At 58.8% G+C, this 15,934-nt stretch carries 16 protein-coding genes; 7 read left to right on the top strand and 9 right to left on the bottom strand.

All coding sequences use genetic code 11. The features are described 5' to 3' along the window. Window positions 1-14: 14 nt before the first annotated feature. The 7 genes from hisI (at window position 15) to ACIQYF_RS01100 (ending at window position 4,852) form a co-directional block, all read left to right on the top strand. Window positions 15-416, top strand: a complete 402-nt coding sequence (gene hisI, locus ACIQYF_RS01130) for a phosphoribosyl-AMP cyclohydrolase (RefSeq protein ID WP_402855613.1) — start codon at window positions 15-17, stop codon at window positions 414-416. Beyond that, window positions 409-741, top strand: a complete 333-nt coding sequence (locus ACIQYF_RS01125) for a phosphoribosyl-ATP diphosphatase (RefSeq protein ID WP_322235858.1) — start codon at window positions 409-411, stop codon at window positions 739-741. The genes hisI and ACIQYF_RS01125 overlap by 8 nt, the downstream gene beginning before the upstream one ends. A gap of 21 nt (window positions 742-762) precedes the next feature. Beyond that, window positions 763-1,041 (top strand): twin-arginine translocase TatA/TatE family subunit, encoded by a 279-nt coding sequence (locus ACIQYF_RS01120; protein WP_048366734.1) that lies wholly within the window; start codon window positions 763-765, stop codon window positions 1,039-1,041. Between the two features lie 10 nt (window positions 1,042-1,051). Beyond that, a complete protein-coding gene (gene tatB, locus ACIQYF_RS01115) occupies window positions 1,052-1,483 on the top strand; it encodes a Sec-independent protein translocase protein TatB (RefSeq protein ID WP_402855608.1) in 432 nt (143 codons plus the stop codon). A 4-nt stretch (window positions 1,484-1,487) separates the two neighbouring features. After that, window positions 1,488-2,300, top strand: a complete 813-nt coding sequence (tatC, locus tag ACIQYF_RS01110; RefSeq protein ID WP_402855605.1) for a twin-arginine translocase subunit TatC — start codon at window positions 1,488-1,490, stop codon at window positions 2,298-2,300. Continuing rightward, window positions 2,297-3,007 carry a 16S rRNA (uracil(1498)-N(3))-methyltransferase gene (locus ACIQYF_RS01105; protein WP_402855602.1) on the top strand — a complete coding sequence of 237 codons (711 nt, stop codon included), beginning with the start codon at window positions 2,297-2,299 and terminating at the stop codon, window positions 3,005-3,007. Before tatC ends, ACIQYF_RS01105 begins: the two co-directional genes overlap by 4 nt. Window positions 3,008-3,283: 276 nt before the next feature. Beyond that, window positions 3,284-4,852, top strand: a complete 1,569-nt coding sequence (locus ACIQYF_RS01100; RefSeq protein ID WP_402855599.1) for a methyl-accepting chemotaxis protein — start codon at window positions 3,284-3,286, stop codon at window positions 4,850-4,852. Between the two features lie 82 nt (window positions 4,853-4,934). Here ACIQYF_RS01100 and ACIQYF_RS01095 read toward each other — a convergent pair whose 3' ends face one another. The 9 genes from ACIQYF_RS01095 to hutI form a co-directional block, all read right to left on the bottom strand. Beyond that, on the bottom strand, window positions 4,935-5,669 hold the full coding sequence (locus ACIQYF_RS01095) for an amino acid ABC transporter ATP-binding protein (protein ID WP_402855596.1): 735 nt from the start codon (window positions 5,667-5,669) through the stop codon (window positions 4,935-4,937). Beyond that, on the bottom strand, window positions 5,662-6,621 hold the full coding sequence (locus tag ACIQYF_RS01090) for an amino acid ABC transporter permease (protein WP_402856172.1): 960 nt from the start codon (window positions 6,619-6,621) through the stop codon (window positions 5,662-5,664). The genes ACIQYF_RS01095 and ACIQYF_RS01090 overlap by 8 nt, the downstream gene beginning before the upstream one ends. 147 nt (window positions 6,622-6,768) lie before the next feature. After that, complete coding sequence (locus tag ACIQYF_RS01085) at window positions 6,769-7,566, bottom strand: transporter substrate-binding domain-containing protein (RefSeq protein WP_402855593.1); 798 nt, start codon at window positions 7,564-7,566, stop codon at window positions 6,769-6,771. Window positions 7,567-7,845: 279 nt separating this feature from the next. Then, the gene (gene mdoH / locus ACIQYF_RS01080; RefSeq protein ID WP_402855590.1) at window positions 7,846-10,398 is read right to left on the bottom strand and encodes a glucans biosynthesis glucosyltransferase MdoH; all 2,553 of its coding nucleotides are present in this window, start codon (window positions 10,396-10,398) and stop codon (window positions 7,846-7,848) included. Then, window positions 10,391-12,136 (bottom strand): glucan biosynthesis protein G, encoded by a 1,746-nt coding sequence (locus ACIQYF_RS01075; RefSeq protein WP_402855587.1) that lies wholly within the window; start codon window positions 12,134-12,136, stop codon window positions 10,391-10,393. The genes mdoH and ACIQYF_RS01075 overlap by 8 nt, the downstream gene beginning before the upstream one ends. Before the next feature lie 232 nt (window positions 12,137-12,368). Continuing rightward, complete coding sequence (gene dtd, locus ACIQYF_RS01070) at window positions 12,369-12,806, bottom strand: D-aminoacyl-tRNA deacylase (protein ID WP_402855584.1); 438 nt, start codon at window positions 12,804-12,806, stop codon at window positions 12,369-12,371. Further along, the gene (gene pip / locus ACIQYF_RS01065; protein WP_402855580.1) at window positions 12,803-13,774 is read right to left on the bottom strand and encodes a prolyl aminopeptidase; all 972 of its coding nucleotides are present in this window, start codon (window positions 13,772-13,774) and stop codon (window positions 12,803-12,805) included. Before pip ends, dtd begins: the two co-directional genes overlap by 4 nt. 125 nt (window positions 13,775-13,899) lie before the next feature. Further along, window positions 13,900-14,700, bottom strand: a complete 801-nt coding sequence (gene hutG / locus ACIQYF_RS01060) for an N-formylglutamate deformylase (protein ID WP_402855577.1) — start codon at window positions 14,698-14,700, stop codon at window positions 13,900-13,902. 11 nt (window positions 14,701-14,711) lie between these two features. Further along, entirely contained in the window at window positions 14,712-15,929 is a 1,218-nt protein-coding gene (hutI, locus tag ACIQYF_RS01055) for an imidazolonepropionase (RefSeq protein WP_402855574.1), read from the bottom strand. Window positions 15,930-15,934 lie beyond the last annotated feature (5 nt).

Here is a 15,934-nt window from a genome sequence, read left to right as displayed (position 1 = left end):
GGGCGGAGTCAAACATGAAAGACTGGCTGGACGAAATCAAATGGGACAACGATGGCCTGGTGCCGGCGATTGCCCAAGACTACAAAACCGGGCGCGTGCTGATGATGGCGTGGATGAACCGCGAGGCCCTGAGCCTGACGGCGACCGAGAATCGTGCCATTTACTGGTCACGCTCGCGTGGCAAACTGTGGCGCAAGGGTGAAGAATCAGGCCACGTGCAAAAACTGCATGAAATGCGCCTGGACTGTGACGCTGACGTCATCATCCTCATGGTTGAGCAAATCGGTGACATCGCTTGCCATACCGGCCGTCAGAGCTGCTTCTACCGCGTGTACGAAAACGCCGAGTGGAAGACCGTTGATCCAGTGCTTAAAGACCCGAACGCCATTTACCACGCAGGCCATTCTCATGACTGACACCCTAAGCCGCGTCGCTCAAGTGCTCGAAGAGCGCAAAGGCGCCTCGCCAGACAGCTCCTATGTCGCCAGCCTGTACCACAAGGGCCTGAACAAGATTCTGGAGAAAGTCGGCGAAGAGTCGGTCGAAACCATCATCGCCGCCAAAGATGCCGCCATCAGTGGTGATTGCAGCGATGTGATTTATGAAACAGCTGACTTATGGTTCCACAGCATGATCATGCTCGCCCAGTTGGGTCAGCATCCTCAGGCCGTACTGGATGAACTGGAACGCCGCATCGGCACCTCCGGACACGTGGAAAAGGCCTCGCGGCCGTCCGCCTAACCCTTTTTCAAGGAGCACAGCATGGGCATTTTTGACTGGAAACACTGGATCGTCATTCTGGTAGTCGTGGTCCTGGTCTTCGGCACCAAAAAACTGAAAAACCTGGGCACTGACGTCGGCGAATCGATCAAGGGCTTTCGCAAAGCCATGAACGACGACGAAAAGCCTGCAGAGCCTGTGGTTCCACCTGCACAGCCGACTGCTGCGCCAACCCCGCACACCACATCGACCCTGAATGAGCCGCACACGATCGACGTGCAGGCACAAAAAGTCGAAGAGCCAACCCGTAAAGACGTGTGAGCCAAAACTAATGTTCGGTATCAGCTTCGGTGAACTGCTACTCGTCGGCCTGGTGGCGCTGCTGGTGCTCGGCCCCGAGCGCCTGCCCGGCGCTGCGCGTACGGCGGGCCTGTGGATCGGGCGCTTGAAACGCAGTTTCAATGCGATCAAACAGGAAGTTGAACGTGAAATCGGCGCAGACGAAATACGTCGCCAGTTGCACAACGAACACATCTTGTCGATGGAAGAGGAGGCCAAGAAGATCCTGGCCCCGCTCCAGCCGCCTGTGCCGCCCGTGGTGCCGACAGAGCCCGTGATCGCGCCTGAGGTTACGCCTGTAACCCCACCGCCGCCTGCAGAGCCTGCCAGCCCTGCACCGATCAGCCTGAGCAAGACCGAGTCCGAGCCTGCGCCTCAACCGCCAGCGCCACACGACCCAACCCTGCCCCCGCGAGCCCCTTAAGCGCATGAGCGAATCCTCCCGAAACGAGCAGCCCGAACACGACCAGCCCATGCCGCTGGTTTCGCATCTCACCGAGCTGCGCACCCGCTTGTTGCGCTGTATTGCGGCGATCTTTCTGATCTTCGTCGCCTTGTTTTCCTTCACGCAGCAGATCTACACCCTGGTCTCCACGCCGCTGCGCGAATACCTGCCGGTGGGCGCCACGATGATCGCCACCGACGTGGCCTCGCCGTTCCTTACCCCGCTCAAGCTGACGATGATGGTCTCGCTGTTTATTGCGATCCCGGTGATCCTGCACCAGATCTGGGGGTTCATTGCACCCGGCCTGTACAAGCACGAAAAGCGCATTGCCGTGCCGCTGCTGATCTCCAGCATCTTTCTGTTCTACGCCGGTATGGCCTTCGCCTATTTCCTGGTGTTCCCGCTGGTGTTCAAGTTCTTCGCCGCCGCCACCCCCGAAGGCGTGGCGATGATGACCGACATCAGCAGCTACCTTGATTTCGTCATGACCCTGTTCTTCGCCTTTGGCGTGGCCTTTGAAATTCCGGTGGCGGTGGTGCTGCTGGTCTGGATCGGCATCGTCGACGTCAAATACCTGCGCAAGATTCGCCCCTATGTGATCATCGGCTGCTTCGTGGTCGGCATGATCCTGACCCCGCCGGACATCTTCTCGCAGACCCTGCTGGCCGTTCCGATGTGGATGCTGTTCGAAATCGGCATTTTGTTTGGCAGCCTGATCACCAAAAACAAACGCAGCGATCATGAAGAACCGGCTGACAGTGACTCCAACGCTCAACCGCCAGCACCTCAAGCATGAACCTGCTGCTCCTCGAAGAGGCTGACTTCATAGCTGCCGACCGCGTGATCCTGCGCGACCGGCGCCTGACGCACATGCAGGACGTACACCGCGCAGCCGTAGGCGACAGCCTGCGGGTGGGGCGCATTGGCGGGTTGATGGGCACTGCAGAACTGGTGCGCCTTGAGGCCAAAGAGGCTGAACTGGTGATCCACAGCCTCGACCAGCCACCGCCGGAAAAACTTCCGCTGACCCTGCTGCTGGCCCTGCCGCGTCCGAAAATGCTGCGCCGGGTGCTGCAAACCGTGGCGTCGATGGGCGTGCCCAAAGTGGTGCTGGTCAACAGTTACCGAGTTGAAAAAAGTTTCTGGCAGACACCCTTTCTGGAACCCGACGCGATTCGCGAGCAGCTTGTGCTGGGCTTGGAGCAAGCCCGCGACAGCGTACTGCCTGAAATCATCATCGAAAAACGTTTCAAACCGTTTGTCGAAGACCGCCTGCCAGCCATGGTCGAGGGCACCCTGGGTCTGGTCGGCCACCCCGGCGATTATCCGGGCTGCCCTCGCGGCCTCAACGAAGCTGTGACGCTGGCCATCGGCCCGGAAGGTGGCTGGATTCCTTACGAAATCGACCTGCTGGCCAAGGCGGGCCTGCAACCGGTGCAACTCGGCGCTCGCATACTGCGGGTCGAAACTGCCGTCACCGCCCTTCTCGCTCGCCTGTTCTAAGCGCCAGAAGCTCGCGATTTCTTAAAGATCAAAAGATCGCAGCCTGCGCCAGCTCCCACGGGAGCGTGTGGCCCCCAAGGCTTAGCGCCCCCCTTCAGGGTTGTATAGATACCTATGCCCTACAGTGGTTGAGGCAACTTCCTGCGACCTGCGTCACACATTCGACGAGTGCCCTTCAGTTCTCTCCTATGACGCCGATGCTCTTTTAATCCATGAGCACCGCAAAGCAATGGACCGCTTTCGCCTAGCGACCCGCGTCAATAAAGGAGCAACACCATGTACCGTCGTTTAGCCCAACTACTCGGCAATATCAGCGTCAATCGCAAACTCGGGTTGGGCTTCGGCCTGGTATTGGTCCTGACACTGCTGATCGCTGCCACCGGCTGGAATGGCTTGGTTTCAGTCATTGATCGAGGCGACAAGCTGGCCAACATTTCAAAGATCATCGGGCAGACCAAAGACTTGCGCATTGCCCGGCTCGACTATCAGACAAGCCAGTCCGATAACGACTACCGCGAAGTCAATGAGCGACTGGCCGATCTGGACGCCTCGCTGGAGCTCTCGCGCAAAACACTGACTGCCCCCAATGATCTGGCCTTGGTCGATCAGCAACTCAAGGCGGCGGCTGAGTACAAACAGGTTTTCACTGACCTCACCCAAACCAGCCAAGGGCACGAGCAAGCGTTGCAGCGCCTGCACGTTCTAGGCAATGACCTGATCGAACTCAGCCAAAAATTGTCGTCGATACAAACCGCCAAACGTGACCAAGACAGCCAGCACGCGAAGGTGCTACTGGTCAGTTGCGCCCTGCTGGCACTGGTGATCGGAATCATCGCCGCCTGGATCATTACCCGTCAGATCGTTATCCCACTGCAACGCTCGCTTAAAACCGTTGAGCTGGTCGCCGCAGGTGATCTGACCCGTAACATCCAGACGGATCGCCGTGATGAATTGGGCCAACTGCAAACAGCCATCCACAGGATGACCGAGGGCCTGCGCGAGTTGATTGGCGGGATCAGCGAGGGCGTGACCCAAATCGCCAGTGCCGCCGAGGAGCTTTCGGCGGTCACCGAGCAAACCAGCGCCGGGGTCAACAATCAGAAAGTCGAAACCGATCAGGTAGCCACAGCCATGAACGAAATGGCCGCGACCGTGCAAGAAGTCGCACGTAATGCCGAAGAAGCGTCCGAAGCCGCAGCCGCGGCTGACCAGCAAGCCCGCGAAGGCGATAACGTGGTCGCCCAGGCTATCGCACAGATTGAAAAACTGGCGGTTGAGGTCGGCCACTCCACCGAGGCCATGGGCCATCTCAAGCGTGAAAGCGACAAGATTGGCAGCGTGCTCGACGTGATCAAATCCGTGGCCCAACAAACCAACCTGCTAGCGCTCAACGCCGCGATTGAGGCCGCTCGAGCCGGTGAAGCCGGACGGGGTTTTGCCGTAGTGGCCGATGAAGTGCGCAGCCTTGCCCAGCGTACGCAAAAATCCACGGAAGAAATCGAAGAGCTGATAGCCGGCCTGCAAAGCGGCACCTTGCAAGTGTCCAGCAGCATGGACAGCAGCCGCACCCTGACTGACAGCAGCGTCGACCTGACGCGTCGCGCAGGCGAGTCATTGGGCAATATTACCCGCACCGTGTCCACCATTCAGGCCATGAACCAACAAATCGCGGCGGCGGCCGAGCAACAAAGCGCCGTGGCCGAGGAGATCAACCGCAGCGTACTGAACGTGCGTGATGTGTCGGAGCAAACGGCCGCTGCCAGCGAAGAAACAGCAGCGTCGAGCATTGAGCTGGCGCGACTGGGCACGCACCTGCAAACGTTAGTGGGACGGTTTCGGGTTTAGGGACAGCGGCAAGCGGCAAGCGGCAAGCTCAGAGCAAACGCAGATCGGCTCCAGCTTGCGGCTGCCTCTTGCAACGGCTCCTCTACAACACCTGACGCAAGAACGCTTGGGCGCGCAGGTCTTTAGGCGAGTTGAAGAAGTCCTCAGGGGCCGAATCTTCCAGCAATTTGCCATGATCGAAGAACAGCACCCGGTTGGCCACTTCTCGGGCAAAGCCCATTTCATGAGTTACGCAGACCATGGTCATGCCTTCCTGCGCCAGGGTCTTCATCACGTCCAGCACTTCGCCGACCATCTCCGGGTCGAGCGCCGAAGTCGGCTCATCGAACAACATGACCTTGGGGTCCATCGCCAGCGCACGGGCAATGGCCACGCGCTGTTGCTGGCCGCCCGAAAGGCGCGAGGGGTACTCGTTGGCCTTTTGCCCGATCCCGACCTTCTCCAGCAACTCACGGGCCTTGGCCTCGCGCTCGGCCTTGCCACGCTTGCGCACGACTTTCTGCGCCAGGCACAGGTTTTCGAGCACGGTCATATGCGGGAACAAGTTGAAATGCTGGAACACCATGCCGACTTCACGCCGGTAAGCATTAACGTCCGTTCTGGGGTTGGCCAAATCCACGCCATCGATGCTGACCGAACCGGAGTCGAATTCTTCCAGGCCGTTGAGGCAACGCAGAAAGGTCGACTTGCCGGAACCGGACGGGCCGATTACCACCAACACTTCGCCCTTGGCAACCTGGGTGGTCACGTTATCGACCGCACGCACGATGTGCCCGCGAGTATCGAAGACTTTTACCAGTTTGCGAACTTCAATCACTTTGCGCGAGCCTCCGCTCAAGCCGGCTGGCCAAATGCGACAGCGGCAGGTTGATCAACAAGTACAGGCCCGCCACACAGAACAGAATTTCGAACGGCGAGAACGAGGTGGTGATGACTTCACGGCCACTTTTAAGCAGCTCGGTAATGGCAATCACCGACACCAGCGAGGTGTCTTTGACCAGGCTGATAAATTGCCCGGCCAAAGGCGGCAGTACCCGTTTGAAGGCTTGCGGCAGTACCACGTGGCGCATCGACTGGCTGGCATTGAGGCCCAGCGAGCGTGCTGCTTCACTCTGTCCACGGGCGATGGACTGTACGCCCGAACGCACAATTTCGGCCACGTACGCACCGGTGAACAACGACAAGGCGGCAATGCCGGCAAATTCGCGAGACAGGTTGAGTACGGTGCCAATAAAGAAGTAGAAGATGAAAATCTGTACCAGCAGCGGCGTACCGCGCACCAGTTCGACATACAGGGTCGAGAGGTCGCGCAAGGTCGGGTTATTCGACAGCCGGCACAGCCCGGTGGCCAGTCCGATTATCAAGCCCAGCACGCCAGACACCAGGGACAGCCAAACGGTAGTCCACAAGCCCAGAAGCAGCGGACCTGCTGCCCAATGGCGGTTGACACCGACCACATCGCCTTCGGCCACATCGTCGCCTTCGGCCAGTTGCAGGCTGTTGTCAGCCACGGTCAGACGCTGTTCGGCGCCATCGTCGCCGCGCAGCACGACTTCGGCCTTACCGCCGTTACGTATCACTTCAATGACGGTCGAGGTTTCAGCGGCTCGTTGAGCTTCTTCTGCCTGATAGGCGAAGTACTGAGGGACTCGGTTCCAGCGCCACTCGTAGGACATCAGCGAAGTGGCGTAATACAACGCACCCGCCAGACCGATGAGTATCAGCACGGTTAATACGTGCCAGGGCCACTGGGCTTTTTTCTGTTTGATCACTTTGCAATATTTCCGTCAGGGTCACGCGGTCAGCTTTTTTGTAGCCGCTGCCGAAGGCTGCGATGGGCTGCAGAGCAGCCCTGAAATCCTGAAGCCCCTTCGGGGCTTATCGCAGCCTGCGTCAGCGGCTACAAGGAATCGCGCTTATTCCATGTCTTTGAGCCAAGCAGTGTCTTTGAACCACTTGTCATGGATGCGATCGTAGGTGCCGTCTTCGTGGATCTGGTGCAGGAAGTTGTTGATGAAGTTAATGCTGTCGTAGTCGCCTTTCTTCAGACCAAAGGCCAACGGCTCGTAGGTGAACGGCTTGTCGAGGAATTCCAGCTTGCCGTTGCCGAACTTGTTGACCGCCACAACGTTGTAAGGCGCGTCGTAGATAAAGGCATCAGCTTTGCCGTTAACCACGTCAAGAACGGCTTCAGGCTCGTTGTCATAACCGTGGTACTGGGCTTTGGACATCAGCTTGCGAGCAACGATTTCACCTGTAGTACCGATTTTCGAGGTCAGGCGGTATTGCGGGTCGTTAAGGTCCTTGTAGGACTTGATCTTGTCTGCCAGTTCCTTGCGAATCAGCAGGGTCTGGCCGACCACGATGAAGGGTTCGCTGAAGTTCAGGCGCAGGTTGCGCTCCTGAGTCAGGGTCATGCCGCTGCCGATCATGTCGAATTTGTTGGTCATCAAGGCCGGGATGATGCCGTCGTAGCCAGTGGACACCAGCTCAAGCTTGACGCCCATGGACTTGGCCATGGCTTTGAGTAAGTCGACTTCAAAGCCAATGATCTGACCGCGCTTGTTGGTCATTTCGAAAGGCATGTATGTCGGATCCATGCCCACTTTCAATGTGCCGCGCTTGACCGCGTCTTCAATGGCGCCGGCATGGGCTGCGCTTACCGCCAATAATGCAGCGACGCCGCACAGCAGTTTCGAGACAAACTTCTTCATCATCCACTCCCCTCAACCTACTCAATAAAGGTGTTGGCCTGCGGCGGGCTCGATTCATAAAGCCAATAAAGCCGGGCACTCACCCATTCGGGGACGGATGCTAACTCACAGAAGGTTAGGAGACGAGTTTTGAGAGAGAAAAGCATGACAAGCGGGGTTTAACCTGTGGGAGCGGGCTGGCTCGAGATTAAAGCGACGCGGTGTATCAGAAGGGCCGAGGTGATGGCATCGCGAGCAAGCCCGCTCCCACAAAAGCAGAAGCGGGTTTCTCACGTCAGATCACGCCGCGGGTTGCAACGGCAGCAAAGGCGCGTGGGCCTGCGCCGCCATGGTTTCACGCCAGGCGTTGAGCCAGTCTTCGTGACCTTCACTCCACACCAGCGCATGCAGGCGGGCCAACGCCACAGGGTCGCTCAACAACGCCATACGCTCGTTGTTGCTCAGGCCTTGCGGGCCGACCTTGAGCGCCTGACGTACCCGTTCGGTACGCAGCCATTCAATCGGCTCGGCTTCACGGTGACGCGAAGTCGCCAAAGCACAGGCCAAAGCGTTCTGCTGCGGGTCGACCACGGCACGGATAAAGCCGTCGTTGAGCGCGTGGTAGCGGTTCTCGTGGGTGTACTCAGCGGTAGCCGACAATTCACGCGGCGGGGCGTACTCCTCAGGAATCAGGAACAGGCTTTCGTCACGAGATTTGAGGCCCAGCTTGACCCGGCTGGAGATCACCGATACCGGAATCGACAGCATCAGCGAACCGACAATCGGCACCAGCCACCACAGAAAGCTGGGGTTTAACCACAACACCAACGCCGCCCAGGCTGCACCCAGCAGGGTTTGCGGGCCGTGACGACGCACCGCTTCGCTCCACGGCGTGGAGTCGTCGTCACGTTGTGGCGAGTTCCAGGTCGCGGCCCAGCCGAGGAATGCGGCCAGTACGAAACGGGTGTGGAAGATCATGCGCACGGGTGCCAGCAGCATCGAAAAGAGCATTTCGAGCAGCATCGACAGCGTGACCTTGAACTTGCCACCGAACTCTTTCGCGCCCTTGGCCCAGATCAGGATAATGCTCAACAACTTAGGCAAGAACAGCAACACGATGGTGGTCGAGAACAACGCAACCGCTTTGTCCGGGTGCCATTGAGGCCACAGCGGATAGAGCTGGCGAGGTTCCATGAAGTACTGCGGCTCCATCAGCGTGTTGACCGCCAGCAAGGCCGTCGACAGCAGCAGGAAGAAGAACCACAAGGGCGCCGACAGGTACGACATCACGCCCGTCAGGAACACCGCACGGTGAACCGGGTGCATGCCTTTGACCAGGAACAGGCGGAAGTTCATCAAGTTGCCATGGCACCAACGACGGTCACGCTTGAGTTCGTCCAGCAAGTTGGGCGGCAGTTCTTCGTAGCTGCCCGGCAGATCGTAAGCAATCCACACGCCCCAACCGGCACGACGCATCAACGCCGCTTCGACGAAGTCGTGAGACAGGATCGCGCCCGCAAATGCGCCCTTACCCGGCAGCGGCGCCAAGGCGCAGTGCTCGATAAACGGCTTCATGCGGATGATTGCGTTGTGGCCCCAGTAGTGAGATTCACCCAACTGCCAGAAGTGCAAACCGGCGGTGAACAGCGGCCCGTAGACCCGCGTAGCAAACTGCTGCATGCGCGCATACAAAGTGTCCATACCCGACGCCCGGGGCGCGGTCTGGATGATGCCTGCGTCTGGCGTGGCTTCCATCAAGCGCACCAGGCTGGTCAGGCATTCGCCGCTCATGACGCTGTCAGCGTCAAGCACGACCATGTACTTGTAATCACCGCCCCAGCGACGGCAGAAGTCATCGAGGTTGCCGCTTTTACGCTTCACACGACGGCGGCGACGGCGATAGAAAATCCGCCCAAAGCCTTCTGTTTCGCGGCAAACATCCAACCAGGCCTGCTGTTCGGCAACGCAAATGTCAGGGTCGTTACTGTCGCTGAGGACGAAGAAGTCAAAGCGGTCCAGATCACCCGTGGCCGCAACCGATTCGTAAGTCGCGCGCAGGCCCGCAAACACACGGGTCACGTCTTCGTTACAGATCGGCATCACCAGCGCAGTACGCGCCTGCTCCGGGATCGGCTCACTGCCAGCGCTAGCGCCGGAAATGCGGTATTTGTCGTGCCCGGTCAGCAGCTCAAGGAAGCCCATGAGGGCGGTCCAGAACCCCGCCGAAACCCAGCAGAACAGAATCCCGAACAGAATCAGGATGCTGGTTTGCAAGGCATACGGCAGTACTTGCTGCGCGGTCTGCATCAGAGGCTGATGCATAACTTCGTCCAGATCAACGAACGACCAGCCCTGGTACGGCATGATGCCTTTCATGTACCAGCCAGCAACGATGGTTTGGCCGAGCATCAGAATGAGCAGGATGTAACGGCGGATAGAACCCACCGTCCGCCAGCGCGCTTTGGGCAACACTTTTTCGTCTTTTTTCGGCACCGCAGGGTTACTGCGCCCGGTGAGACGGCGCCAGCCACGAACCAGAATATTGGTGCGCCAGGGCTCGGGCACCACTTTGGTACGGCGAATCGGCGGCGTGGCCCTGAGCATCACCCGGCCACTGGCGTCGAGGGCGAGCATTTCTGCTTCCTCGAGTTCGGCAGCCGTGGTGAGGTTAAGACGCGTGCCCACCGAAGCCTGAGCGGCTTCGCCAGCATCGACGTCGGAACGCGCCGACAGACGCTCATGCAACTCGGCGAACGAGGTGCAGTTCGCCAAGTCGGCGCGCTGCTCCTCGCTCAGTGGCAAGTGTGCCAGGTACTCGTCCAGCGAGACCGGCTGAGAGTGAGCATTACTCATCGGCTGGCAACTGGTAGCTCCAGGTCTCGGTCAACACTTTTTCAGTCTTCACCGGTTCTGGGGTAGCGGGGGCAGCTTCGGCGGCAGGGGCTTTAGCACCCTTGGCGTCCTTGGCTTTATCTTCTTTGTGCTCTTTGGCCTCTTTCTTCTCGTGCGCTTTGGCTGCCACTTTCTCAGCCTTGGCCACGGTTGCAGGGGCTTGCTCAACGTCTTGAACCAGCGCAGCACGCAGCTCAGTGGACTTGCTTGGGTCTTTGACTTTCAGGCGCAAGGTCAAGCGCCAGCCCTTGGTTTCCGGGTTGTAGCGCAGATTGTTTTCAACCAGGTCAGCGTTGTCACCCACACTCACTTGGCTACGAACAGGCGCATCGGCTGGCAGTTTTTCCAGCGACGGGCCTTCAAAGTCAATCAGGTAGGCCACGCTGCCGTCAGGCTGACGGATAAGGTTGGATTGCTTGACGTCACCGGTCGAACGCAAGGTTTGTTTAACCCAGGCGCTGTCAGTCGGGTGCAGTGCCGCTTCGTCCAGGGTCCAGTGCAGGCGGTAGGCATAGTCAAACGGTTTGCCTGGCTCTGGCAGCGTGCCCGGGCTCCAGAACGCAACGATGTTGTCGTTGGTTTCGTCAGCCGTCGGGATTTCTACCAGGTCGACAGTCCCTTTACCCCAATCACCCTGTGGCTCGATCCACGCACTTGGGCGTTTGTCATAACGGTCATCGAGGTCTTCGTAGTGGCTGAAGTCACGGCCACGTTGCAGCAAGCCAAATCCACGCGGGTTTTCAACGGCAAAGTTACTCACCGCCAAGTGTTTCGGGTTGTTCAGCGGACGCCAGATCCACTCGCCGTTGCCGGCATGAATCGCCAGGCCCGACGAATCGTGCAGTTCGCGGCGGTAGTTCAGCACTTTGGACGGCTGGTTGGCGCCGAACAGGTACATGCTGGTCAGTGGAGCGATGCCCAGCTTGCCCACTTTGTCACGCAGGAACATTTGCGCTTTCACGTCGACCACCGTGTCTACGCCAGGACGCAGGATAAAGCGGTAGGCGCCGGTCGCACGCGGCGAATCCAGCAACGCGAAGATCACCAGGTGTTTGTCATTAGGTTTTGGACGTTCGATCCAGAACTCGGTGAAACGTGGGAACTCTTCACCCGATGGCAGCGCGGTATCAATCGCCATGCCACGTGCCGACAAGCCGTAGGTCTGGCCCTTGCCGATCACGCGGAAGTAGCTCGCGCCCAGCATGGTCATGATTTCGTCTTGCTTGTCCGCCTTGTTGATGGGGTACAACACGCGGAAACCCGCCCAGCCGAGGTTCTCGGTGGCTTTAGGGTCGAATTTGACATCGCCAAAATCAAAGCGACTCGCGTCGTACTTGATCTCTTCGACCTTGTCGGACGTCACTTCGTTGATTTTCACCGGCGTGTCGAAATGCATGCCCTGGTGATAGAAGGACAGTTTGAATGGGGTCTTGTCCCCAGCCCACTGGGCTTTTTCGCGGTTGAACTGAATTTTCTGGTAGTCCGCGAACTTCATGTCGCGGAACTCATTTGGCAAGTTGCTGCGTGGCGCTTGGTATTTCTGCTCGGCCAGGGTTTTAGCCTGCGCCGCCACGTCATCCAGACTGAATGCCCACAGTTGACCCGCACCGAACAAGCAAAGGAGCGCAGAGCCCGTCACCAGTGCGTTGCGTAACCGCTTGGCAGACATTTTTGGTGCATTAAATGGACTAACAATCACGAGCAAACCTCGCCGAAAACAGATGATGAAACCAACGGCCAGCGATCTACATGCCGGGTTGGCGAGCACTGTTCCGACCGTAAAAGGGAAAAATGATTCCCCAAGCACGTCGGATTAGTGTCTATGGTAGCGCGGGATTATCTAGTAGGCCGCGTTACAACGCATCTATTCTCAGCAAGTATTTCTCGCTCCCCCCCCCTGTTTTCAGACGAAAACTCGTTTTTTCAAGGTTTTAGATGTGTAACAGGAATGTCACAGGGCCATCATTGACCAAATGCACCTGCATTTCGGCGCCAAAACGTCCGGTTTCGACCGTCGGATGAAGCCGTTTTGCCTCTTCCAGCAAGTAATTGAAGAGGGTCTGGGCTAACGTAGGAGGTGCCGCTGTGGAAAAACTGGGGCGCAACCCACTTTTGGTGTCAGCGGCCAGGGTGAACTGCGACACCAGCAACAAACCGCCGCCGACATCGGCCAGCGACAGGTTCATTTTGCCGTCCACATCGCTGAACACCCGGTAATTGAGCAATTTATGCAACAGCTTGGCCGCATGGGCTTCTGTGTCCCCAGGTTCAACGGCCACCAGCACCAGCAAACCCTGATCAATTGAGCCTACAACCTCTTCGCCCACCTCTACCCGCGCGCCACTGACGCGTTGCAACAAGCCCTTCATGCTTCGTCGGGCTGCAGATTGAGCAGGCTGCTAGCCATTTGCTCGGTCGCACGCACCAGCGCATCGGTAATACCGGTTTCAGAGGCTGCGTGCCCCGCATCGCGTATCACTTGCAGTTCGCTGCCCGGCCAGTTCTGATGCAGTTCCCAGGCGTTATCCAGCGGGCAAATCACGTCATAGCGGCCATGCACGATCACCGCCGGCAAATGGGCGATCTTGTACATGTCGCGAATCAACTGATTAGGTTCAAGAAATGCACTGTTGGTGAAGTAGTGGCATTCGATACGGGCAATCGACAAGGCGCGATGCGGGTCGCAAAAACGCTCGACCACTTGCGGGTTGGGGCGCAGCGTCGCCGTGCGACCTTCCCACATCGACCAGGCCTTGGCCGCGTGCATTTGTGCGATCTGGTCATTGCCGGTCAGGCGCTTGTGGTACGCGGTGAGCAGATCGTCACGCTCCTCCGGTGGAATCGGCGCGATATAGTCCTGCCAGTAGTCCGGGAAGATTCGACTGGCGCCCGCCTGGTAGAACCATTCGATCTCTTGCGCACGCGCCAGGAAGATGCCGCGCAGAATCAGGCCATGCACACGGTCTGGATGGCTTTGCGCGTACGCCAGCGACAGGGTCGAACCCCAGGAGCCGCCAAACAGCACCCATTTGTCGATGCCCAGGAACAGACGAATCCGCTCCATGTCCGCCACCAGATCCCAGGTCGTGTTGTTATCAAGGCTGGCGTGCGGGGTTGAACGCCCGCAGCCGCGCTGATCGAAGGTGATGATGCGGTACACGCCCGGATCGAAGTAACAGCGGCTGTTGGCATCACAGCCCGAGCCGGGCCCCCCGTGGACAAACACCACCGGCAAACCGTCGGGGGTGCCACTTTCATCGACGTAAAGTACATGCGGCCCATCAACAGCAAGATCGTGCCGGGCGTAGGGTTTGATCTGCGGGAATAAGGTCTGCATTACACACTCCGTGAGAGGGTTGAGGTCATCCCAGATGAGGACTTCAAAAATAGTGCCGATTGGCATCATAAACCCGATTGGCGGAATGAGCATGGGGTTATATAGCCTCACCAAAGAGAGGCGTTTTAGGCGTAGCGCTCTTGCCCCCACGCAATCATCCGTGCCAGCAATTGCTTGAGCACCCCCTGCGTCGGGGCCGCCAAATCCTCGCGGTAGTTGAACGGTTCAAACTCGTCCATGTAGTTGCATTGCGCCAGTTCCAGTTGCACGGCGTGGATGTTATCCCCTGGGTTGCCGTAGTGGCGGGTGATGTGGCCGCCCTTGAAACGCCCGTTCAGGACATGGCTATAAGCTGAGTGTTCGGCGCAGATCGCTTCAAGATCACTCGCCAGCTGCGGATCACAACTGGCGCCGTTGAAGGTGCCAAGGTTGAAGTCCGGCAAGCGCCCTTCAAACAGGTGCGGCACTTGCGAGCGGATGGAGTGCGCGTCAAACAGCAGCGCGTAGCCAAACTCGTCCTTGAGGCGTTTTAGCGCTTGCTGCAAGGTCTGGTGGTAGGGCTGCCAGATGGTTTGCAGGTAGGTCGCACGCTCTTGCGCGCTCGGCACTTGCCCTTCGCGAAACAACGGTACGCCGTCAAACAGGGTGGCCGGAAATAATCCGGTGGTCGCGCCCGCGTACAGCGGGGCATCGTCTTCGGGGCGATTGAGGTCAATCACAAACCGCGAATACTGCGCGGCCAACGTGCTGGCCCCCAGCTCATCGGCAAAGGCGTAAAGCCTTGGGATGTGCCAATCGGTGTCCGGCAGGCTTTGCGCCTCGGGAATCAGCCCGGCCTCGACCGCAGGCGTCAGCTTTAACCCCGCGTGGGGCATGCTGATCAGCAAGGGCACGCGACCTTGTTTGAATGTCAGAACCTTATCCACAGCCTTTTCTCCTAAAGCGTGACGTCAACGCCATTGCGCACGACGCGTTTGTCCAGATCACCGCCCAGCCAGTACGCGAGGTCTGCCGGGCGATCAATGTTCCAGGCCACAAAATCAGCCACTTTGCCCGACTCCAGTGAGCCGTGGGTCGCGCCCATGCCCAAGGCCGTGGCAGCGTGCAGGGTGACGCCCGCCAAGGCTTCTTCTGGGGTCATGCGGAACAAGGTGCAGGCCATGTTCAGCATCAGACGCAGCGACAAGCCCGGCGAGGTACCCGGATTGAGGTCGCTGGCGATGGCGACCTTGACTCCATGCTTGCGCAGCGCGTCCATCGGCGGCAGTTGGGTTTCGCGCAAAAAGTAAAACGCACCCGGCAACAACACCGCCACGGTCCCGGATTGAGCCATGGCGATGGCGTCTTCTTCGGTCATGAACTCCAGGTGATCCGCCGACAACGCCTGATAACGCGCCGCCAGGCTTGAGCCGTGCAGCGAGGACAGTTGCTCGGCGTGCAATTTGACCGGCAACCCCAACTGCTGGGCCACCTTGAACACCCGCTCGACCTGCTCCGGCGAAAACGCCAGGTATTCGCAGAAGGCATCCACGGCATCCACCAGCCCTTCGGCCGCCAGCGCGGGCAGCATTTGCGTGCAGATGTGTTCGATGTAATCGTCGGCGCGATCCTTGTATTCCGGCGGCAACGCGTGCGCCGCCAGGCAGGTGCTGCGTACAGTGACCGGCAGTTCTTCGCCCAGACGACGAATCACCCGCAGGATTTTACGTTCGCTCTCCAGACTCAGGCCGTAGCCGGACTTGATCTCAACGCTGGTCACACCATCGCGCAGCAAACACAGCAAGCGCTGACGAGCACTGGCGAACAGTTCCTCTTCGCTGGCGGCGCGGGTCGCCCTTACGGTGCTGGCGATACCGCCACCCGCAGCGGCGATGTCGGCATAACTCACGCCTTGCAGGCGCTGTTCGAACTCGCCACTGCGATTGCCGCCAAACACCGCGTGGGTATGGCAATCGATCAACCCCGGCGTGACCCACGCGCCTTTCAGATCGAAGACTTGGCCCAAGAGTGGGTCGTATTGGTCTTTCGGCACGTGACGGCGTGGCCCGATCCAATCGATGTAGCCATCGCGGGTCACGATGGCCGCGTCTTCGATGACCGAGTACGTGCCATTGGCCATGGTCGCGACGTTGCAGTGTTGCCAAAGCGTTTTCATTCCAT

The organism is Pseudomonas sp. NPDC096917 (assembly GCF_044762555.1).
Taxonomy (GTDB): domain Bacteria; phylum Pseudomonadota; class Gammaproteobacteria; order Pseudomonadales; family Pseudomonadaceae; genus Aquipseudomonas.
Note: the sequence above shows the minus strand (reverse complement) of the source record. Positions and strands in the feature narration are given on the sequence as shown.